The organism is Serratia sp. JKS296 (assembly GCF_900215445.1).
GTDB lineage: Bacteria > Pseudomonadota > Gammaproteobacteria > Enterobacterales > Enterobacteriaceae > Serratia > Serratia marcescens.
Map to the genome: position 1 here is coordinate 306,024 of NZ_OCMX01000001.1, position 19,500 is coordinate 325,523.

The 19,500-nt window shown below is 61.2% G+C and carries 19 protein-coding genes; 9 read left to right on the forward strand and 10 right to left on the reverse strand.

The genetic code is table 11. From position 1 onward, the window contains the following. Window positions 1-78 precede the first annotated feature (78 nt). The 5 genes from CRO23_RS01405 to trpS all read left to right on the forward strand — a co-directional run bounded on the left by CRO23_RS01405 (window position 79) and on the right by trpS (window position 4,419). Window positions 79-1,092 (forward strand): SPOR domain-containing protein, encoded by a 1,014-nt coding sequence (locus tag CRO23_RS01405; protein ID WP_097101271.1) that lies wholly within the window; start codon window positions 79-81, stop codon window positions 1,090-1,092. 84 nt (window positions 1,093-1,176) lie between these two features. Continuing rightward, window positions 1,177-1,989: an adenine-specific DNA-methyltransferase gene (dam, locus tag CRO23_RS01410; RefSeq protein ID WP_004930319.1), complete on the forward strand. Its 813-nt coding sequence runs from the start codon at window positions 1,177-1,179 to the stop codon at window positions 1,987-1,989. A 51-nt stretch (window positions 1,990-2,040) separates the two neighbouring features. Further along, on the forward strand, window positions 2,041-2,718 hold the full coding sequence (gene rpe / locus CRO23_RS01415) for a ribulose-phosphate 3-epimerase (RefSeq protein WP_097101273.1): 678 nt from the start codon (window positions 2,041-2,043) through the stop codon (window positions 2,716-2,718). After that, window positions 2,711-3,409: a phosphoglycolate phosphatase gene (locus tag CRO23_RS01420; RefSeq protein WP_033639220.1), complete on the forward strand. Its 699-nt coding sequence runs from the start codon at window positions 2,711-2,713 to the stop codon at window positions 3,407-3,409. The genes rpe and CRO23_RS01420 overlap by 8 nt, the downstream gene beginning before the upstream one ends. 2 nt (window positions 3,410-3,411) lie before the next feature. Next, window positions 3,412-4,419: a tryptophan--tRNA ligase gene (gene trpS / locus CRO23_RS01425; protein ID WP_004930324.1), complete on the forward strand. Its 1,008-nt coding sequence runs from the start codon at window positions 3,412-3,414 to the stop codon at window positions 4,417-4,419. Between the two features lie 50 nt (window positions 4,420-4,469). On the opposite strand, the gene cysG is transcribed toward trpS, so the two are convergent. Genes cysG through nirB form a run of 4 tightly spaced genes read right to left on the reverse strand, consistent with a single transcriptional unit; the run spans window position 4,470 to window position 9,614 of the window. After that, window positions 4,470-5,873 carry a siroheme synthase CysG gene (gene cysG, locus CRO23_RS01430; protein ID WP_049300719.1) on the reverse strand — a complete coding sequence of 468 codons (1,404 nt, stop codon included), beginning with the start codon at window positions 5,871-5,873 and terminating at the stop codon, window positions 4,470-4,472. A gap of 51 nt (window positions 5,874-5,924) precedes the next feature. Beyond that, window positions 5,925-6,725 carry a nitrite transporter NirC gene (gene nirC, locus CRO23_RS01435; RefSeq protein WP_097101275.1) on the reverse strand — a complete coding sequence of 267 codons (801 nt, stop codon included), beginning with the start codon at window positions 6,723-6,725 and terminating at the stop codon, window positions 5,925-5,927. 16 nt (window positions 6,726-6,741) lie between these two features. Beyond that, window positions 6,742-7,068, reverse strand: a complete 327-nt coding sequence (gene nirD, locus CRO23_RS01440) for a nitrite reductase small subunit NirD (protein WP_016930361.1) — start codon at window positions 7,066-7,068, stop codon at window positions 6,742-6,744. Beyond that, the gene (nirB, locus tag CRO23_RS01445; protein WP_097101277.1) at window positions 7,065-9,614 is read right to left on the reverse strand and encodes a nitrite reductase large subunit NirB; all 2,550 of its coding nucleotides are present in this window, start codon (window positions 9,612-9,614) and stop codon (window positions 7,065-7,067) included. Before nirB ends, nirD begins: the two co-directional genes overlap by 4 nt. Before the next feature lie 303 nt (window positions 9,615-9,917). Here nirB and CRO23_RS01455 point away from each other — a divergent pair, with 303 nt between their 5' ends. Further along, entirely contained in the window at window positions 9,918-11,186 is a 1,269-nt protein-coding gene (locus CRO23_RS01455) for a cytosine deaminase (RefSeq protein ID WP_441347587.1), read from the forward strand. Here CRO23_RS01455 and CRO23_RS01460 read toward each other — a convergent pair. The 6 genes from CRO23_RS01460 to CRO23_RS01485 all read right to left on the reverse strand — a co-directional run bounded on the left by CRO23_RS01460 (window position 11,183) and on the right by CRO23_RS01485 (window position 15,955). Beyond that, complete coding sequence (locus tag CRO23_RS01460) at window positions 11,183-11,533, reverse strand: type II toxin-antitoxin system ChpB family toxin (protein WP_049300714.1); 351 nt, start codon at window positions 11,531-11,533, stop codon at window positions 11,183-11,185. The genes CRO23_RS01455 and CRO23_RS01460 overlap by 4 nt on opposite strands. Beyond that, window positions 11,527-11,775 (reverse strand): AbrB/MazE/SpoVT family DNA-binding domain-containing protein, encoded by a 249-nt coding sequence (locus CRO23_RS01465; protein WP_097101281.1) that lies wholly within the window; start codon window positions 11,773-11,775, stop codon window positions 11,527-11,529. Before CRO23_RS01465 ends, CRO23_RS01460 begins: the two co-directional genes overlap by 7 nt. A gap of 110 nt (window positions 11,776-11,885) precedes the next feature. Further along, complete coding sequence (tsgA, locus tag CRO23_RS01470) at window positions 11,886-13,070, reverse strand: MFS transporter TsgA (RefSeq protein WP_004930336.1); 1,185 nt, start codon at window positions 13,068-13,070, stop codon at window positions 11,886-11,888. A gap of 191 nt (window positions 13,071-13,261) precedes the next feature. Further along, window positions 13,262-14,242, reverse strand: a complete 981-nt coding sequence (locus CRO23_RS01475) for a LacI family DNA-binding transcriptional regulator (protein ID WP_016930354.1) — start codon at window positions 14,240-14,242, stop codon at window positions 13,262-13,264. Between the two features lie 70 nt (window positions 14,243-14,312). Next, complete coding sequence (locus tag CRO23_RS01480) at window positions 14,313-15,620, reverse strand: 6-phospho-beta-glucosidase (protein WP_016930353.1); 1,308 nt, start codon at window positions 15,618-15,620, stop codon at window positions 14,313-14,315. After that, window positions 15,617-15,955 (reverse strand): PTS lactose/cellobiose transporter subunit IIA, encoded by a 339-nt coding sequence (locus CRO23_RS01485; protein ID WP_016930352.1) that lies wholly within the window; start codon window positions 15,953-15,955, stop codon window positions 15,617-15,619. The genes CRO23_RS01480 and CRO23_RS01485 overlap by 4 nt, the downstream gene beginning before the upstream one ends. Before the next feature lie 353 nt (window positions 15,956-16,308). Here CRO23_RS01485 and ppiA point away from each other — a divergent pair, with 353 nt between their 5' ends. The 3 genes from ppiA to btsR all read left to right on the forward strand — a co-directional run bounded on the left by ppiA (window position 16,309) and on the right by btsR (window position 19,444). Further along, window positions 16,309-16,878, forward strand: coding sequence for a peptidylprolyl isomerase A (gene ppiA / locus CRO23_RS01495; protein ID WP_015379288.1), 570 nt, complete (start codon window positions 16,309-16,311; stop codon window positions 16,876-16,878). 155 nt (window positions 16,879-17,033) lie between these two features. Beyond that, window positions 17,034-18,719: a sensor histidine kinase gene (locus CRO23_RS01500; RefSeq protein ID WP_016930350.1), complete on the forward strand. Its 1,686-nt coding sequence runs from the start codon at window positions 17,034-17,036 to the stop codon at window positions 18,717-18,719. After that, window positions 18,719-19,444: a two-component system response regulator BtsR gene (btsR, locus tag CRO23_RS01505; RefSeq protein WP_016930349.1), complete on the forward strand. Its 726-nt coding sequence runs from the start codon at window positions 18,719-18,721 to the stop codon at window positions 19,442-19,444. The genes CRO23_RS01500 and btsR overlap by 1 nt, the downstream gene beginning before the upstream one ends. Window positions 19,445-19,500 lie beyond the last annotated feature (56 nt).

Below are 19,500 nucleotides of genomic sequence, written 5' to 3' on the forward strand. Positions count from 1 at the left end.
TGCCATCATCGGGTTAATCTGCCCGTGCCACGGTAGGTCTACGGTGGCGGGCTTTTGCCTCTAGTTGGAGGGTTTCAGATGGACGAGTTTAAACCGGAAGACGATCTCAGACCTGATAGCAGCGATCGTCGCCCTACGCGCTCGCGCAAGCCGGCCGCCGCGCCGCGCTTCGCCGTTTCGCGCCAACATTTGATGATTGGCATCGGCATTTTGGTGCTGCTGCTGCTGATTATCGGCATCGGTTCAGCCCTGAAGGCGCCGACCAAACATGAAGCGGCTCAGGAGAACGGCGCGCAAAACGGCGGAGCCCGCGATATCAACCTGTCCGGTTCTTCGTCGCTGACCACCGCCAACAACGGCGTGCCGGGCGGCACGACGGATACCCACGATAACAACGGCGTGAGCGCGACTCAGCCGCAACAACCGCAGAACGTCAGCGTTCCGCCGATCTCCAGCACGCCGACCGAAGCACAAACGCAGCCTCAGCAGGGCGGTGCGCAGCAGCGCGTCGATTTGCCGGGCAACATGGCGGATGCGCTGTCGCAGCAGCAGGGGCAGGTGGATGCGGCGACCCAAGGCATGACAGGCGCAGCGTCGACGTTGCCGACCGCACCGGCGACGGTGATGAGCGGTGCCGCAGCGCGCGAAGCGACGCGTCCTGTGCAGGGAACCGCGCCGCAACAGCATAAAACGCCGGCGAAAACCGCCGCCGCCAAACCGACCGCAACGCAGCATAAATCACCGACCATGGTGTATACGCCGCCGGCCAAGCCGTCTTCCACCGCGAAAGCGGGAGCGGTCGCCAGCAGCGGCAGCTCTCTGCAGTCTGCGCCGGGCAGCCACTATACCTTGCAACTGAGCAGCGCTTCGCGTTCCGATACGCTGAACGCCTACGCCAAACAGCAGAAACTGCAGAATTACCTGGTGTACGCCACCAAGCGTGACGGCAAGCCGTGGTACGTGCTGGTGAGTGGCAACTATGCTTCTTCCGCAGAAGCGAAGCGCGCCATTGCTTCGTTGCCGGCGGATGTGCAGGCGAAAAAACCGTGGGTCCGACCTGTACACCAAGTGCAGCAAGATCTTAAAAAATAAATCATTTAAATTTGTGCGCTGATGTGCTGTCTGAAACAGAGTACAATCCGCCGCTCTGAATTGTATAAGTAGCTAATTGACGGCATGAAGAAAAACCGCGCTTTTTTAAAATGGGCTGGTGGAAAATACCCGCTGGTAGATGAGATTCGTCGCCATCTGCCGGCGGGAGACTGCTTAATCGAGCCCTTCGTGGGTGCGGGATCCGTCTTTCTGAATACGGATTACGACGCCTACATTCTCGCCGACATCAATAGCGATCTTATCAACCTGTATAACATCGTTAAGCTGCGCACGGATGACTTCGTGCGCGATGCCCGCACGCTTTTCGCCGATGAATTCAATAACTCGGATCAGTTTTACCTGCTGAGAGAAGAGTTCAATACTAGCACCGAGCCTTACCGCCGGGCGCTGCTGTTCCTGTACCTGAACCGTCACTGCTATAACGGCCTGTGCCGCTATAACCTGCGCGGCGAGTTCAACGTGCCGTTCGGCCGGTACAAGAAACCGTACTTCCCGGAAGAAGAGCTCTACTGGTTTGCCGAAAAATCGCGCAATGCCACTTTTGTCTGCGAGCATTACCGCGATACCATGGCGAAGGCCGTGGCCGGTGCCGTGGTGTATTGCGATCCGCCTTACGCGCCGCTGTCGGCGACGGCGAATTTCACCGCTTACCACACCAACAGCTTCAGCATCGCCGATCAGCAGAGCCTGGCGCATCTGGCGCACCAGCTCTCGGTAGAGAGCCAGGTACCGGTATTGATCTCCAATCACGATACCGAGCTGACGCGCGACTGGTACCAGCATGCTGCGCTGTATGTGGTGAAAGCGCGCCGCACAATCAGCCGCAACATTCTCGGCCGCAGTAAAGTGAACGAGCTTTTGGCGCTGTATCGCTAAGCCGGGGGCACCCCGGCGCATAACAACTCGACCCTACGTTTGGAGAAGCGGATGAAAAAGTATTTGATTGCCCCGTCCATTCTGTCGGCAGATTTTGCCCGGTTAGGTGAAGATACCGCTAACGTGCTGGCCGCAGGCGGCGACGTGGTGCACTTCGACGTCATGGACAACCACTATGTGCCCAATCTGACCATCGGTCCAATGGTGTGCGAAGCGCTGCGCAACTACGGCATTACCGCGCCGATTGACGTGCATCTGATGGTCAAGCCGGTAGATCGCATCGTGCCAGATTTCGCCAAGGCCGGCGCGTCTTATATCTCTTTCCACCCCGAAGCTTCCGAACATGTCGATCGCACCATTCAGCTGATCAAAGAGCACGGTTGTAAGGCCGGTCTGGTGTTTAACCCGGCGACGCCGCTGAGCTACCTCGATTACGTGATGGATAAAATTGACGTGATCCTGCTGATGTCGGTCAACCCGGGCTTCGGCGGCCAGTCGTTCATCCACGGCACCCTGGACAAGCTGCGCCAGGTGCGCAAACTGATCGACGACAGCGGTCGCGATATCCGCCTGGAGGTCGACGGCGGGGTGAAGGTGGATAACATCGCCGAAATCGCCGCCGCAGGCGCCGATATGTTCGTCGCCGGTTCCGCCATCTTTGGCCAGCCGGACTACCGCAAGGTGATTGACGAAATGCGCAGCGAGCTGGCGAAGGTTACCCATGGCTGATTTCGGCGCGATCCGCGCATTGGCCTTCGATCTGGACGGCACGCTGGTCGACAGCGCGCCGGGTCTGGCGGCCGCCATCGATATGGCGCTGGAAGAGACGGGCCTGCCGCAAGCGGGTGAGGCACGGGTCGGCACCTGGATCGGCAACGGCGCCGACGTGCTGGTGCAGCGCGCGCTGCGTTGGGCGGAGGCGGAAGGCACGCCGGCGCAGTGCAGCCGGCTGCGTGAACGCTTCGACCATTTCTACGCGCAGACCGTCGACAGCGGCAGCCGTCTGTTCCCACAGGTGCAAGAGACGCTGGCCCGCCTGGCCGCGCACGGTTACCCGATGGCGCTGGTGACCAACAAGCCGACGCCGTTCGTGGCGCCGCTGCTGGCATCGTTGGGCATTGGCGACTATTTCTCGCTGGTGATCGGCGGCGACGACGTGACGGAAAAGAAACCGCACCCGGCGCCGTTGTACCTGGTACTCGGCAAGCTTGGGCTGCGCGCGCATGAGCTGCTGTTCGTCGGCGATTCACGCAACGATATTCAAGCCGCGCAGGGCGCCGGTTGTCCGAGCGTCGGCTTTACCTACGGTTATAACTACGGTGAATCGATCGCCCTGAGCCACCCCGATCGGGTGTTGGAGCGCTTCGCCGATTTGTTGCCCGCTCTTGGGCTGTCATCTTTAGAGAATCAGGAAATTTAAACATGAGTAAGCCCATCGTATTTAGCGGCGCGCAGCCGTCCGGCGAACTGACCATCGGCAACTACATGGGTGCGCTGCGTCAGTGGGTGCAGATGCAGGACGACTACGACTGCATCTACTGCATCGTCGATCTGCATGCCATCACCGTGCGCCAGGACGCCGAGAAGCTGCGCAAGGCCACGCTGGATACGCTGGCGCTGTATCTGGCCTGCGGCATCGATCCGGAAAAAAGCACCATCTTCGTGCAGTCGCACGTGCCTGAGCATACGCAGTTGAGTTGGGTGCTGAACTGTTACACCTATTTCGGCGAACTGAGCCGCATGACGCAGTTCAAGGACAAATCCGCACGCTACGCCGAGAACATCAACGCCGGGCTGTTCAGCTATCCGGTGCTGATGGCGGCGGATATCCTGTTGTATCAAACCAACCAGGTGCCGGTGGGCGAAGACCAGAAACAGCACCTGGAGCTGAGCCGCGACGTGGGCCAGCGTTTCAACGCGCTGTACGGCGACGTGTTCAAAGTGCCGGAGCCGTTTATTCCTAAATCCGGCGCGCGCGTGATGTCGCTGCAGGAGCCGACCAAGAAGATGTCCAAGTCGGACGACAACCGCAACAACGTGATCGGCCTGCTGGAAGATCCGAAAGCGGTGACCAAGAAGATCAAACGCGCAATGACCGACTCGGAAGAGCCGCCTGTCGTGCGTTACGACGTGGTCAACAAGGCGGGCGTCTCCAACCTGCTGGATATCCTCGCCGGCGTGACCGGCAAGAGCATCGCGCAGTTGGAAGCCGAGTTCGAAGGCCAGATGTACGGCCACCTGAAAGGCGCGGTGGCGGAAGCCGTCTCCGGCATGCTGGCTGAGCTGCAGGAGCGCTACCACCGCTTCCGCAACGACGAAGCCTATCTGCAGCAGGTGATGCGCGACGGCGCCGCCAAGGCGCGCGCGCGCGCGCAGGAAACCCTGGCGAAGGTCTATCAGGCCGTCGGTTTCGTACCGCCGCAGGCGTAACGCCGGCGCAAATAAAAAAGCGGCCTTAGGCCGCTTTTTTTACGTCGGTATCACGCCATTTGCGCCAGGCTGGCGGGCGATTCCTCGCTGGCGAACCAATTGAGCTTGCTGCGCAGGCTGACCACGCTGCCGACGATGATCAGGCTGGGGCTGGCGGCCTGCAGGGACAAGGCGCCCAGTTGGTGGAGTTCGCCTTCGATCACCCGCTGGCGGCAAGAAGTGCCGTTTTCCACCAGCGCCACCGGCGTGGCGGCCGGCAGTCCGTTCGCGATCAGCCTGCGCTGGATTTCCGTCGCTTGCGACAGCCCCATATAGAACACCAGCGTCTGTTGCCCGGCGGCCAGCGTCGCCCAGTCCAATCCACCGTCGGCCTTGGCGTGGCCGGTCACCAGGCGGACGCTCTGCGCATGGTCGCGGTGGGTGAGCGGGATGCCGCTGTAGGCGGAACAGCCGGAGGCGGCGGTAATGCCAGGCACCACCGAGAACGGCACGTTGGCGTCCGCCAGCGTCTCCAGCTCTTCGCCGCCGCGGCCGAAGATAAAGGGATCGCCGCCCTTCAGGCGTACCACGCGTTTGCCTTGCAGCGCCTGCTGCAGCAGGATTTGGTTGATCTGTTCCTGCGGCACGCAGTGGTGCCCGGCGCGTTTGCCGACGAAGATGCGCTCGGCGTCGCGGCGCACCAGCGTCATGATCTCTTCGGAGACCAGCCGGTCGTAAACCACCACGTCGGCCTGCTGGATCTGTTGCAGCCCTTTCAGCGTCAGCAAACCGGCATCGCCTGGCCCGGCGCCCACCAGCACCACTTCACCGCGATCTTCCCGTTGTTCGCTGAACAACTGCTCGAGCTGGCGTTCGGCCAGCGCGGCGTCGCCGTTGGCCAGCGATTGCGCCAGCCGATCGTGGGCGAACAACCTTTCCCAGAAGCGACGGCGTGCGCCGAGGCCGCTGAAGCGTTGTTTTACCCGCTGCCGCAGCGAGCCGCCCAGTTGAGCCAGCTTGCCGAGGTGCTGCGGCAGCATCGCTTCCAGCTTCTCGCGCAGCAGCCGCGCCAGCACCGGCGCTTTGCCGCCGGAGGACACCGCCACCATGATCGGCGAACGATCGATAATCGACGGCATGATAAAGCTGGCGCGTTTCGGATCGTCGACCACGTTGCAGAACACCCGTTGCTGGTTGGCGCACTGGTATACCCGCGCGTTGACCTCCAGCCGGTCAGTGGCGGCGATCACCAGCCATTTTTCCGCCAGCAGGGCTGGGCTGAATTCGCCTGCTGCCAGGGTCAACCGGCCTTCTTCCGCCCACAGGCGGAACTGCGGGGTGAAGTCCAGGGCGTTGACGGTCAGCGCCGCGCCGGCGTCCAGCAGCAGGCGCGCCTTGCGTTCGGCGATCTCGCCGCCGCCGACCAGCAGACAGGCTTTATGTTGCAGTTGGCAGAAAATCGGCAGGTAGTCCATCGGCACTCCTCGGGGTCATCAGGGTGGGGGGCGAAATGGGCCCCCGAAAACTCAGGCGGTCTGACGTGCGGCGGCTTTCGCCGCCAGCGGGCGTTCGGCGCGCGGCGTGGCATACCAATACCCCAGGCCCATCAGCACCGAGCCGGACAGGATGTTGCCCAGCGTCACCCACAGCAGGTTGTGGCCAATGCCGGCGAGGGTGTAGGCCTCGCTGTGGTTGCCGAACCAGGAGAGGGCGAACAGCGTCATGTTGGCGACGGAGTGTTCGTAACCCGAGGCGATAAAGGCCAGCAGGCACCACCAAATGGCGATGAACTTGGCGGCGCCTTCAACGCGGATCGCCATCCAAATCGCCAGACAAACCAGCCAGTTGCACAATACGCCCTTGAAGAACAGCACCTCGGCCGGCGCGGTGGTTTTCGCCAGCGCGGCGCTGTGCACCAGACTGGTATCCACCGGCGGCAGGCTGCCGCCGCCGTAGTAATACATCAGCGCCACCAGCACCGAGCCGAGCAGGTTGCCGAGCCAGGTTTGCGGCAGCACCGCCCACATCTGGCTTTGGCGGATGGTGCCGGCCTTGACGCCGAGCGTCAGGAACATCGTATGGCCGGTGAACAGCTCGGAACCGGCGATGATCACCAGCGTCAGCGCGATGCCGAAGGTGGCGCCCATCACCAGCGGCCGCACGCTTGGGTCGACCAGGTTGCCGAGGGTGAAGATCAGGATGATGCCGAGGCCGACGTAGGCGCCCGCCATCGCCGAGCTGATCCAGAAGCCGAGCGGGCTCTCCTTCGCCAGGCGGACGATGCGCGCCGCGTTGACGGCGCATTTGTTGATCGTATCGGTAAACATGTTGCCTCCCGAAAGGTTATGCCGCGACTTGCACGATGCCGTCGACCACCCGGCTGGTGAAGCTGGCAACGGAACGGTTGTCATCTTCCAGACAGTGGCCGTCGTACAGGCGGAAATGCTGTTTCTTCAGCGGGCTGGCGACCCACAGTTCGCCCTGATGTTCGGCGATGAGGCCGCGCGACAGCACGCTGGCCTGGGCGAACGGGTCGATATTGCTGATGGCGAACACCTGTTCGTCGGCATAGGGGCGGAACACCGCCACCTGCCGATCGCCGATCAGGGCGCACACGCCGGTGCCGGGCAGAATGTCGGCGACGGGACAAACGGTAATCCACTGGCTCATGCGTGGCTCTCCTCGGTATCGATCAGGGTGACGGGAATGCGCTCGTCAGGGCGGGCCGGGCGGTGCTGGTCGCGTTCGGCCACCACCTGCACGTTCGGATCGCGCAGCGGGCTGTTGATGAAGTGGGCGAAGCGCAGCTGCGTTTCCGGGTGCTCGACGGTCTCTTTCCACTCGCAGACCACCGCGTCGCGCAGGCGGGCGATCTCGGCTTCCAACTGCGCGTTGATGCCGAGCTTGTCGTCGACGATCACCTTGCGCAGGTAATCGATGCCGCCTTCCAGGCTTTCCAGCCACACCGAGGTGCGCTGCAGCTTATCGGCGGTGCGGATATAGAACATCATGAAGCGGTCGAGGTAACGCACCAGGGTTTCGCGATCGAGGTCGGCGGCCAGCAGGTCGGCGTGGCGCGGTTTCATGCCGCCGTTGCCGCAGACATACAGGTTCCAGCCGTTCTCGGTGGCGATGATGCCGACGTCCTTGCCCTGCGCTTCGGCGCATTCACGGGTGCAGCCCGAGACGCCGAACTTTATTTTGTGCGGGGTGCGGATGCCTTTGTAGCGATGTTCCAGCGTGACGCCGAAACCGACGCTGTCGCCGACGCCATACCGGCACCAGGTGCTGCCGACGCAGGTTTTCGCCATGCGCAGCGCCTTGGCGTAAGCATGGCCGGTTTCAAAGCCGGCGGCGAGCAGCTTGCGCCAGATGGCCGGCAGGTCGTCTTTTTGCGCGCCGAACATGCCGATGCGTTGCGAACCGGTCATTTTGGTGTAGAGGTTGTACTCCTTGGCGATTTGGCCGATGGCCAGCAGGCCGTCCGGGGTGATTTCGCCGCCGGCGGAGCGCGGGATCACCGAGTAAGTGCCATCTTTCTGGATATTGCCGAGGAAGTTGTCGTTGGTATCCTGCAGCGGCGTATGCTGCGGCTTGAGGATGTACTCGTTCCAGCACGAGGCCAGCAGCGAGCCGACGGTCGGCTTACAGACTTCGCAGCCGTAGCCTTTGCCGTATTTGGCCAGCAGCGCCTCGAACGACTTGATGCCTTCGACGCGGATCAGGTGGAACAGCTCCTGGCGCGAATAGGCGAAGTGTTCGCACAGGTGATGGTTGACCTCGATGCCTTGCTTGCTCAGCTCGGCGTTCAACACCTGGGTAAGCAGCGGGATGCAGCCGCCGCAACCGGTGCCGGCCTTGGTTTCGGCCTTCAGCGCCGCCACGGTGTGGCAGCCTTTGTTGACCGCCTGGATGATGTCGCCTTTGCTGACGTCGAAGCAGGAGCAGATCTGCGCGCTTTCCGGCAGCGAATCCACGCCGATGGCCGGTTTGCTGCCCGCATGAGCCGGCAGGATCAGGCCGTCCGGGTTCTCCGGCAACGCGATGCCGTTCAGCGCCAGCTGCAGCAGGTTGCCGTAGTCGCTGGTGTCGCCCACCAGCACCGCGCCGAGCAGGGTTTTGTTGTCGGCGCTGACCACGATGCGTTTGTAGACTTCTTTGCTTTCATCCAGATAAACGTAGCTGCGGGCGCCCTCGGTGCGGCCGTGGGCATCGCCGATGCCGCCGACGTCCACGCCCAGCAGTTTCAGTTTGGCGCTCATGTCGGCGCCCTGGAAGCCGTTTTCGCGGCCCAGCAGGCGATCGGCGGCCACCTGCGCCATTTTGTATCCCGGCGCCACCAGGCCGAAGGTGCGATCGCGCCAGGCGGCGCACTCACCGATGGCGTACACGTCCGGATCCGACGTCTGGCAGCTGTCGTTGATGGCGATGCCGCCGCGGCGGCCGATCTCCAGCCCGCACTGGCGCGCCAGCTTGTCCTGGGCGCGGATGCCGGTGGAGAACACGATGAAATCCACTTCCAGCAGGCTGCCGTCGGCGAAATGCAGGGTTTTGCGCGCCGTGCCGCCACCGTTGACGATCTCCTGGGTATTTTTGCCGGTGTGCACCTTGACGCCCATGCGCTCGATCTTGCGGCGCAGCTGGTCACCGCCCATCGGGTCGAGCTGTTCGGCCATCAGCACCGGAGCGAACTCGATCACATGCGTTTCCACCCCCAGGCTTTTCAGCGCGCCGGCGGCTTCCAGCCCCAACAGCCCGCCACCGACTACCGCGCCGCGTTTGCTGCGGCGCGCACAGGCTTCGATGGCGTTCAGGTCTTCGATGGTGCGGTAAACGAAGCAGTCCTGGCTATCCGAGCCTTTAATCGGCGGGATCCACGGATAGGAGCCGGTGGCCATGATCAGCTTGTCGTAATAGACGGTGCGGCCGGTGTTGGAGTGGATGACCTTTTCGTCGCGATTGATGGTGATAGCGCGTTCGCCGATCAGCACCTTCACGCCGTGTTTTTCGTAAAAGCCTTCGCGCACCAGCGACAGCTCTTCGGCGGTGTGGTGAGAGAAGTAGGAAGAGAGGTGCACGCGATCGTAAGCGATGCGCGGCTCTTCGCAAAATACGGTGATCTCGAATTGGTCTTTGTCTGCTTTATCCAACAGATCTTCGATGAACCGGTGGCCGACCATGCCATTGCCAATGACGGCAAGTTTGACTCTGCTCATTATTGCCTCAAAATTCTGGTTTCCTAGGGTTACCTTATCCCTCCCGATGAGCAATTTATTGATGCAAATCAATCACACTTCCATATACCTCCAATGTGGTATATGAATGATTTTTCACGTTTTTTGATAAGTTGCGGATTTTATTCATCTTTAGCTGAAGCGAGTCAGTTTGCATGTAAATGACCCCGCAGGGAGTAAACGCAGGGGGTAGGCACGACACGGCGACTTTGTCAGTGCGATCCGCTGCCAGTATGATGAAGAAAACCAGCGCAACGGCAGAGGTGAAGGGTGGCGAAACGTCCATTGAAGTTTATCGACAACCTGCGTTTAAGCGGGCATGAAGGATTGTGGCAACTGGTGATCGAGCAGGGGCGCATCGCGCATCTGGTGCCGCAGCCGGAAGGACAGGAGTGGCGCAGCGACGTGTTGGATGCGCAGGGCGGGCTGGCGCTGCCGGCGTTCGTCGAACCGCATATCCACCTGGATACCACGCAAACCGCCGGTCAGCCGGCCTGGAACCAGTCCGGCACGCTGTTCGAGGGCATTGAGCGCTGGGCCGAACGCAAAGCGCTGTTGACCCATGAAGATGTCAAACAGCGCGCCTGGCAAACGCTCAAGTGGCAGATCGCCAACGGCGTGCAGTATGTGCGCACTCACGTCGACGTTTCCGATCCTACGCTGACCGCGCTGCGCGCCATGCTGGAGGTGAAGCAGGAGGTGGCGCCCTGGGTGACGCTGCAGATCGTCGCCTTTCCGCAGGAGGGGATCCTTTCCTATCCCAACGGCGAAGCGCTGCTTGAAGAGGCGCTGCGGCTGGGGGCCGACGTGGTGGGCGCCATTCCGCACTTCGAATTCACCCGCGAATACGGCGTGGAGTCGCTGCATAAGGCGTTCGCGCTGGCGCAAAAATACGATCGGCTGGTGGACGTGCACTGCGACGAGATAGACGACGAACAATCGCGTTTCGTCGAAACCGTGGCGGCGCTGGCGCTGAAGCTGGAGATGGGAGCGAAAGTCACCGCCAGCCACACCACGGCGATGCACTCTTACAACGGTGCTTACGCCTCGCGGCTGTTCCGCCTGCTGAAAATGTCCGGCATCAACTTCGTCGCCAATCCGCTGGTGAACATTCACCTGCAGGGCCGTTTCGACAGTTACCCGAAACGGCGCGGCGTGACCCGAGTGAAGGAGATGTTGGAGGCGGAGATCAACGTCTGCTTCGGCCATGACGACGTGTTCGATCCCTGGTATCCGCTCGGCACCGCCAACATGCTGCAGGTGCTGCACATGGGGCTGCACGTGTGCCAGCTGATGGGCTATGGCCAAATCGACGACGGACTGAAGCTGATCACCCACCACAGCGCGCGCACCCTTAACCTGAGCGACTACGGCCTGGCGGCCGGCAACAGCGCCAACCTGGTGATCCTGCCGGCGGAAAGCGGTTTCGACGCGGTGCGCCGCCAGACGCCGGTGCGTTATTCGATTCGCCAGGGCGCGGTGATCGCCGAAACGCGGCCGGCGGAAACCACGCTGCATTTGCAGCAGGATGAGACGGTGGATTTTCGGCGCTAGTCGATGATTGCCTGAAGCCGCGCCAGCGCGTCGGCGATGACTTCGCCAGGGGCTCGTTCAATGAATTGCGCGCTGCGCCCGGCCAGATCCATCATGCGAACCTGGTTGATCAAGATGACGCCCTGCGTTGCGGTGCCGCTCCCGCTCAGGCTGACGGTGAAACCCGCTGTACGGGCAAAATTAGCCCCTTGCGAAATAGGGGCGACCAGCACCATGCCCAACGCATTAAACTCGCGGGGAGAGAGCACCAGTGCCGGACGAAAGTCGCCTTGCTGCTCACGGCCAACCACGGGATTCAGGCTGACCCGGATAAGATCTCCGCGCTGAAAAACGGGGCGCTTCACCATACTTCTTTCCCCGCCGGCGGCATGTGTTCCCAGTTGTCGTCTGCGGCGGCCGGCGCTTCACCGTCGCAGCCATCGAGCAATTGCTGCAGTGAATAGCGTTTCTTAACCGGTTTAATGACCAACGCTCCATCGATGGCCTGCATGTCCATTTCCTGACCTACCTGTAGTTCCAGCTCGTTCATTAGCGCTGAGGGCACCAGCATTCCCGCGCTGTTGCCCCATTTTTTGATAAAGACTTTCATGAGCAATCCCTCTCCATTGTTCATGTATAAACAATGTATAATTAAGTGTGAAAAATGTACATAAAAAAGGGCGCCTTGCGGGCGCCCTTGATGTATTTGATGCGAAGACGTTAGTGCGTCACGTGACCGTGGCTGCGGTGCTTGGTCACGAAGCCCAGCAGCAGACACATCACGAACACCGCCAGGTACAGGCCGTTGGCGGTGGTCAGCGCCGCGTGCGCGCCGCCTTTCGCCACGATCGGGCCGGTGACCACGAAGGTCAGCATGGTGCCGATGGTGCCGCAGGTCAGGATAAAGTTGACCAGCTTCGGCGAGGAGACCTTGGTCTGCAGCGAGCCGAGGGTGATCAGCGTGGTGTAGATGGCGCTGGAAACGAAGCCCAGGGCCATGATGTAGTAGCCCAGGTGTTCCGGATTGTCGGTGCTGACGAACAGGTACATCGCGCCGGTAGCCAGCGCGGCCAGTACGGTGACGATGCGCTGCAGATCGAAGAAGCGCAGGATGAAGCTGAACACCCACATGCCGACCATGTAAGAGGTCCAGAAGTCGCTCACCAGCTTACCGGCCTGGCCGATGTCCATGTTGAACGACTTGGTCGCGTACTCAGGCACCCACTGAATGAAGCCCAGCTGGCCGAGGATGTAGCACAGCGCGGCGATCGACAGGAACAGCACGCCGATGCCCCATTTTTCTTTCTCGACCGGTTGACCGGCATCGGCGCCTTTCTTGCCCAGCACCGGGAATTCGGAGCACAGGGTCAGCACGAAGATCGCCACGTACAGCAGGCCGATGCAGGCGTAAACCCAGTACCAGCCGATATGGCGGGCCAGCAGCATCGCGGCGACGATCGGGAAGATCATCCCGGCCATGCTGAAGAAGGAATCGGTGAACAACAGGCGCGAACCGCGCTGGCGGCCGGCATACATGTGGGTGATCAGGAAGGTGCCGATCGACATGGTGATGCCGCTCACCACGCCGAGGATAAACATGCACAGCGAGAACATGGTCAGGCTCTTGCCGAGCATTAGCCCTGCGACCGCCAGCACCATCAGGACAAAGCCGAAGATCAACTGACGCTTCAGCGGGATGATTTCCATCAGCCAGGCATTAAGGAAGATCGAAATCAAAATACCGGCGTTGAGGAAAGTAAAGGTGTTACTCATGCTGGAAACCGGCAGATTAAAGTACTCTGCAATGTTTCCCATCACCATCCCTGTGACGATCACTAAAGCACCGGTCAGCGCGTACGAAAAGAAGCTGATCCAGGTAAGCCGTATGCGGTTACTGTCATTCATTGTATAGGCCTGAATATGTCTGTTAGAGGTTTTAACGCTGGCATAAGGCCGCTGGCTTTTCCTGGCAAACGCAGAAAAAAGTCCCGATCAGGCCACCAGGGGGCGGATCCTAGCACAGACAACGGGATTTTTTGTGATGGCTGTCGATTTTTTGATGCAACCCATGAAGGGATGATGCGCATTATTGTGATCTATTTGCGTGCCGTCACAATGGAATCACGGCTGATGATCGTCGGCTCAAACCGGTGTGCCGGGGTGGCGGGGTCGATCAGCCTGCGCGCCGCGTATTGGGCCATTTCGCTGATGGGAAAATGTACGCTGCTCAACGCCGGGCGCACGAAAGGTGCGCGTTCGCCGCTGTCGTAACAGATCAAGGAGATATCCTGCGGTACCCGCAGGCGGTGCTCGTTGATCGCCAGCAGCGCGCCGATCGCCATTTCTTCGTTGCAGCAGTAGATGGCGCTGGGCCGTGCGGTTTGCTGCAGCAGGTGATCGGCGCAGCGGTAACCGCTTTCCAGATCGTAGACGCCCTCCAGACAGGCCACCGGCTCGATATTCGCAGCCTGCATCGCCTCTTCAAACCCCTGCAGCCGCAGGCGGCTCGACGGGCGCTCGCGCGGGCCGCTGATGCAGGCGATGCGCCGGTGCCCGGCGTCGAGCAACTGCTGCGTCGCCATGCGGCTGGCGAGCGGGTGATCGAAGGTGACGCAGCGATCTTCCAGCCCCGGCACCAGACGATCGAGCAACACGAAATCACGTTGTTCCGCCGCCAGCTGGCGCAGCCGATCGTCGCTGAGAAAACGCACGTGCAGGATCACGCCGTCGCAGCGCAGGCTGAACAGCCGTTGCACCGCCTGCCATTCGTTTTCGGCGCTGTTGCGGCCCTGGGTCACCAGCAGCTGCTTGCCGTGGGATTCGGCCTCGGTCTGCACGAAGTCCATCAGCGCGCCGAAGAAGCCGCCGCGATACGACGTGGTCACCAGCCCGAGGGTATTGCTGTGGCTGGAGGCGAGCGCGCGGGCTGCCGGGTTGGGGGTGTAACCGAGCTGGGCGACGGCGCGTTCAACCTTCTCGCGGGTCGGCGCCTTGACGTTGCTGTCGCCGTTCACTACCCGCGATACGGTGGCGCGCGAAACGCCCGCCAGCGCCGCGACATCTTCCAGTGTCACCATCGTCCAACTCCTGATTACGGCTAAAAAAATGGGTTCGGCGCGCCGAACCCCTGTCATACCGCGCAGGCGCTTACCTGAACTGCGGCAAATACGGCGCGTTTATCGTCAACACCTCGTCCAGCAACGGCTGCGCCAGGTTGGCGTTGCCCACCAGCGGGTTGGCGATCAGCGCCAGCAAGCCGCTGCGGCGATCGCCGTGCACCGCGGCCTCGATGGTCAGGCGTTCGTAGGCTTTCACCTGCTGCGTCAGCGCCTGCATCGGCTCCGACAGCGGGCCGAACGTTAGCGGATGCGCGCCTTGGGCATCGACGATACAGTTGATTTCTATCACAGCATCGTCCGGCAGGCCATGGATCGCGCCGCGGTTTGCGGTGTTGACCACTAATTGCGTGCCGAGATTATTATGGATAGCACGAATCAGCTCCAGCGCAACCTCGGAATAGAAAGAACCGCCGCGGAAGCTGAGCTGTTCCGGTTTCGTGTTCAACTGCGGATCGGCATACAGCTCGAACAGCTCTTTCTCCACCTGCATCACCTGCTCGGCGCGGGTGCCGCGCTCGCCGGCGGCGGCCATCTCTTCCGCCAGCATCTCACGGGTCTGGTAAAAATAGCGGTGGTACGGGCAGGGGATCGCGCCGAGCGCGCGCAGGAAGTCCGGCTGCCAGGGCTCTTCCTTGATGTTGTTCATGGTCAGCGCCGCTCCGTCGCACAGCATGTCGATCACTTTGGCGGTGACGTCGCGCCCCTGCTGCGTGACCTGATGCACCCAGACCATGTGATTCAAGCCGGCGAACCGCAGCTGCACGTCGGCGTAAGGCGCCTGCAGCATGTTGGCGATCATGTGATGCATGCTGATCGGCACGTTGCACAGGCCGATGATCTTCGCTTTGGTAAAGCGAGACACCGCCTCGGTGACGATGCCGGCCGGGTTGGTGAAGTTGATGATCCAGGCGTCCGGCGCCAGCTTTTCCACCCGACGGGCGATATCCAGCATCACCGGAATGGTGCGCAGCGCCTTGGCGAAGCCGCCGACGCCGGTCGTCTCCTGGCCGAGCAGCTGGTATTTGAGGCCCAGCCGTTCATCGGCGGCGCGCGCCGGCAGTTGCCCGACGCGGAACTGGGTCAGCACGAAAGCGGCGCCGCGAATGGCGTCGTCCAGCGCGAAGTGCACGCTGACCTTCACCTGCTCCAGCCCGTGGCGCGCCAGCATGCGGCGGGTCAGAGCGGCGATGGTTTCCACTTTTTGCCGGCCCGGCTCGACGTCCACCAGCGCCAGTTCGGTGACCGGCAGCTCCTCGATGCGCTGGATCAGCCCATCGACCAGTTCGGGAGTGTAGCTGCTGCCGCCGCCGATCACCGCGATTTTGAGCGTGCTCATTGGCGGCCCTCCGTTTGCGACTGACGGCGATAGAGCTCGATCATGTCGTCGGCCAGATCCTGGATCACCATGGCGTTCATCAGATGATCCTGCGCATGTACCGTGATCAGGTTGATCGCCAGCTTGCCGCAGCCTTCGTCCAGGCCGATCAGCTCGGTCTGGATCAGGTGTGCTTTCTTCACCCATTCTTTGGATTCGGCCATGTGTTTGGCCGCGGCGGCGAAGTCGCCGGCGCGCGCTTGCCGCAACGCCATCAACGCATTGCTGCGCGCGCTGCCGGAGAACACCAGCAGTTCCATGATGGTGCTTTCAAACTCGGGGCTGACTTCAGTCATCAATTCACTCACGTCATTTCTCCAGGGGTTGCGCGGCGACGCCGCCGTGGGATGCTTCAGTATCCGTTCTTTTTATAATGAGAGCGCTCTCATTTATATAGAGTAACGACAATGCGTGTGCAAACTGGGAGGCAGATCGCAAAAACCGCCCCGGGGCGGCACGGGGCAAAAAATGCGTGATGCGGTTGGCAAAAAAGCCTTCTGCGCCCATACTTTCCGCAGCAAAATTCAGGGCCGCCTAGGATATGTCCCGTAATTGGGTAAATATAGGTAAATGGCTGGCACTTGCCGATACAGCTCTTTAGAATCAAAGCGCTTTTCCGTTGTTTGTCTCTCAGAGAAAGGACCCGTTAATGTTCAAACGTACTTTAGTGACCTTCGTCGCGCTGTGTTCCCTGTCCGCAGTGGCACCAGCCGCACTCGCCGCCGGTGAGACCCACGTCATGCTGACGACCTCGGCGGGGAATATCGAATTGGCGCTCGACAGCCAGAAGGCACCGGTTTCCACCCAGAACTTCGTCGATTACGTGAACAGCGGGTATTACAACAACACCATTTTCCACCGCGTGATCCCGGGCTTCATGATCCAGGGCGGCGGTTTCACCGCTGACATGCAGCAAAAATCCACCAAGGCGCCAATCAAGAACGAAGCCGACAACGGCCTGCGCAACCTGCGCGGCACCATCTCGATGGCGCGCACCGCCGACAAGGACAGCGCCACCAGCCAGTTCTTCCTGAACGTGGCGGATAACGCCTTCCTGGATCACGGCCAGCGCGACTTCGGCTACGCGGTGTTCGGCAAAGTGGTGAAAGGCATGGACGTGGTGGACAAGATCGCTCAGGTGCCGACTGGCAACGTCGGCCCTTACCAGAATGTGCCGACCAAACCGGTGGTGATTCTGTCGGCCAAGGTGCTGCCGTAAATTTTTTGGCCGATCCCGTCGGGGTCGGCCGTCCTTCCTCCCGAAGCCTTGCCTTCATCACTGTTTTCTCCCGCGCCCCATGCTTTAATCGGCAGACAATAACCAGACCGGAAATCCGGCGTTCGCCCTTTGTTGTCTCTGGATGAGTTGCTGCCATGTATGAATTTAACCAGGTGCTGTTGCTGTTGCAGCAGATGTGCGTCTATCTCGTTATCGCCTATCTGCTGAGCAAAACCCCGCTGTTCATTCCGCTGATGCAGGTGACCATTCGCTTGCCGCACAAGCTGCTCTGCTACGTGATCTTCTCGGTGTTTTGCATCATGGGCACCTACTTCGGGCTGCATATTCAGGATTCGATCGCCAACACCCGCGCGATAGGCGCGGTCCTGGGCGGGCTGCTGGGCGGGCCGTCCGTGGGCTTTCTAGTCGGGCTGACCGGCGGCTTGCACCGGTATACGCTCGGCGGCATGACCGACGTTGCCTGTGCGATCTCCACGGTGTCCGAGGGGCTGGTCGGCGGCATCGTGCACAGCATCGCCATGCGCCGGGGGCGCATCGAGCTGCTGTTCAATCCGCTGTTCGTCGGCGGCGTGGCGCTGGTGGCGGAAGTGCTGCAGATGGCGATCATTCTGGCGGTGGCGCGCCCTTATAACGAGGCGTTGCAGCTGGTGGAACACATCGCGCTGCCGATGATGATCGCCAATACCGTCGGCGCGGCGATGTTTATGCAAATCCTGCTGGATCGGCGCGCGATGTTCGAGAAATACACCAGCGCTTTCTCTTCCAAGGCGCTGAAGATCGCCGAGCGCACCGAGGGCATCCTGCGGCAGGGCTTCGATCAGGAAAACAGCATGAAGGTTGCTCGGGTGATTTATCAGGAGCTGGGCATCGGCGCGGTGGCGATCACCGATCGCGACAAGCTGCTGGCGTTTATCGGCATCGGCGACGATCACCACCTGCCGGGCACGCCGATCGCCTCGGTGCATTCGCATCGCGCCATCGACAACAACGAGGTGGTGTACGCCGACGGCAATCAGCTCTCTTACTGCTGCTCGATCAATCCGGCCTGCAAGCTGGGATCGACGCTGGTGATCCCGCTGCGCGGCGAAAACCAGCGGGTCATCGGCACCATCAAGCTGTATGAACCGAAAAGCCAGCTGTTCAGCACCATCAACCGTACGCTGGGCGAAGGTATCGCCAGCCTGCTGTCGGCGCAGATCATGGCCGGACAGTACGAGCGCCACAAGCAACTGCTGGCGCAGTCGGAGATCAAGCTGCTGCATGCGCAGGTCAATCCGCATTTCCTGTTCAATGCCTTGAATACCCTGGTAGCGGTGATCCGCCGCGATGGCGAGCGCGCCTGCGATCTGGTGCAGTCCCTCTCGACCTTCTTTCGTAAAAACCTCAAACGCTCGGATGACGAAGTCAGCCTGGCGGACGAAATTGAACATGTAAACGCCTACCTGCAGATAGAGAAAGCGCGCTTCGCCGATCGGCTGGAGATCGCGGTATCGTTGCCGGAGGCGCTGTTGGCGGCGCGGCTGCCGGCGTTTTCGCTGCAGCCGATCGTCGAGAATGCCATCAAGCATGGCACCTCGCATCTGTTGGGCGTGGGCCGCATCGAAATCGGCGCCTGCTGCGAAGGCGAGCATCTGCTGTTGCAGGTGACGGATAACGCCGGGCTGTTCCAGCCGAAACCGGACGGCAGCGGCCTGGGCATGAACCTGGTGGATAAACGCATTCGCGTGCGCTACGGCGAAGGCTATGGCGTGCAGGTGGATTGCCGGCCGGATGCCTACACCCGCATTACGCTTAATGTCCCTATGGAGAGGGCCGCCTGATGTTAAACGCACTGATTGTTGACGATGAACCTTCCGCGCGCGACAACCTGCGCCACCTGCTGGAAGCTGAAGCGGGGATCTCGATTATCGGCGAGTGCGCCAACGCCATCGAAGCCATCAGCCAGATCCACCGGCTGCAGCCGGACGTGGTGTTTCTCGATATCCAGATGCCACGCATCAGCGGGCTGGAAATGGTCGGCATGCTGGATCCCAACCGGATGCCGCACATCGTGTTTCTGACCGCCTACGACGAATACGCGGTGCAGGCATTCGAGGAGCACGCCTTCGACTATCTGCTGAAGCCGGCGGAGCCGATGCGGTTGAGCAAGACGCTGCAACGCCTGCGGCAGCGCAGTGCGCCGCAGGATGTGACGGCGCTGGATGAGAGCGCCGGTTACCTGAAATACATTCCCTGCACCGGCCACAGCCGCATCTATCTGTTGCGATTCGATGAAGTGCTGGCGATCCGTTCCAAGCTGAGCGGGGTATTCGTGGTGCGCAGCGACGGCATGGAATGTTTCACCGAGCTGACGCTGCGCACGCTGGAAAGCCGTACGCCGCTGGTGCGCTGCCATCGGCAGTATCTGGTCAACCTGGAGCAGGTGCGCGAGATCCGCTTCGAAGAGGGCGGTGCGGCGGAGATGATCATGTCGGCCGGCGATCCGGTGCCGGTCAGCCGGCGCTATTTGAAGGCGCTGAAGGAGCAACTGGGGCTGCGGGGGTGACGCAGATCTTAGGGGGATTCTGAAAAGACAGGCATCATGGGCGTCCCGACGGCGCC

Coding starts and splice junctions, on each gene's coding strand:
- trpS (WP_004930324.1), top strand. CDS start 3,412: ATGAGTAAGCCCATCGTATTTAGCGGCGCGCAGCCGTCCGGCGAACTG.
- rpe (WP_097101273.1), top strand. CDS start 2,041: ATGAAAAAGTATTTGATTGCCCCGTCCATTCTGTCGGCAGATTTTGCC.
- nirD (WP_016930361.1), bottom strand. CDS start 7,068: ATGAGCCAGTGGATTACCGTTTGTCCCGTCGCCGACATTCTGCCCGGC.
- cysG (WP_049300719.1), bottom strand. CDS start 5,873: ATGGACTACCTGCCGATTTTCTGCCAACTGCAACATAAAGCCTGTCTG.
- nirC (WP_097101275.1), bottom strand. CDS start 6,725: ATGTTTACCGATACGATCAACAAATGCGCCGTCAACGCGGCGCGCATC.
- ppiA (WP_015379288.1), top strand. CDS start 16,309: ATGTTCAAACGTACTTTAGTGACCTTCGTCGCGCTGTGTTCCCTGTCC.
- CRO23_RS01485 (WP_016930352.1), bottom strand. CDS start 15,955: ATGACTGAAGTCAGCCCCGAGTTTGAAAGCACCATCATGGAACTGCTG.
- CRO23_RS01500 (WP_016930350.1), top strand. CDS start 17,034: ATGTATGAATTTAACCAGGTGCTGTTGCTGTTGCAGCAGATGTGCGTC.
- nirB (WP_097101277.1), bottom strand. CDS start 9,614: ATGAGCAGAGTCAAACTTGCCGTCATTGGCAATGGCATGGTCGGCCAC.
- btsR (WP_016930349.1), top strand. CDS start 18,719: ATGTTAAACGCACTGATTGTTGACGATGAACCTTCCGCGCGCGACAAC.
- CRO23_RS01405 (WP_097101271.1), top strand. CDS start 79: ATGGACGAGTTTAAACCGGAAGACGATCTCAGACCTGATAGCAGCGAT.
- CRO23_RS01480 (WP_016930353.1), bottom strand. CDS start 15,620: ATGAGCACGCTCAAAATCGCGGTGATCGGCGGCGGCAGCAGCTACACT.
- CRO23_RS01475 (WP_016930354.1), bottom strand. CDS start 14,242: ATGGTGACACTGGAAGATGTCGCGGCGCTGGCGGGCGTTTCGCGCGCC.
- CRO23_RS01420 (WP_033639220.1), top strand. CDS start 2,711: ATGGCTGATTTCGGCGCGATCCGCGCATTGGCCTTCGATCTGGACGGC.
- tsgA (WP_004930336.1), bottom strand. CDS start 13,070: ATGAATGACAGTAACCGCATACGGCTTACCTGGATCAGCTTCTTTTCG.
- dam (WP_004930319.1), top strand. CDS start 1,177: ATGAAGAAAAACCGCGCTTTTTTAAAATGGGCTGGTGGAAAATACCCG.
- CRO23_RS01460 (WP_049300714.1), bottom strand. CDS start 11,533: ATGGTGAAGCGCCCCGTTTTTCAGCGCGGAGATCTTATCCGGGTCAGC.
- CRO23_RS01465 (WP_097101281.1), bottom strand. CDS start 11,775: ATGAAAGTCTTTATCAAAAAATGGGGCAACAGCGCGGGAATGCTGGTG.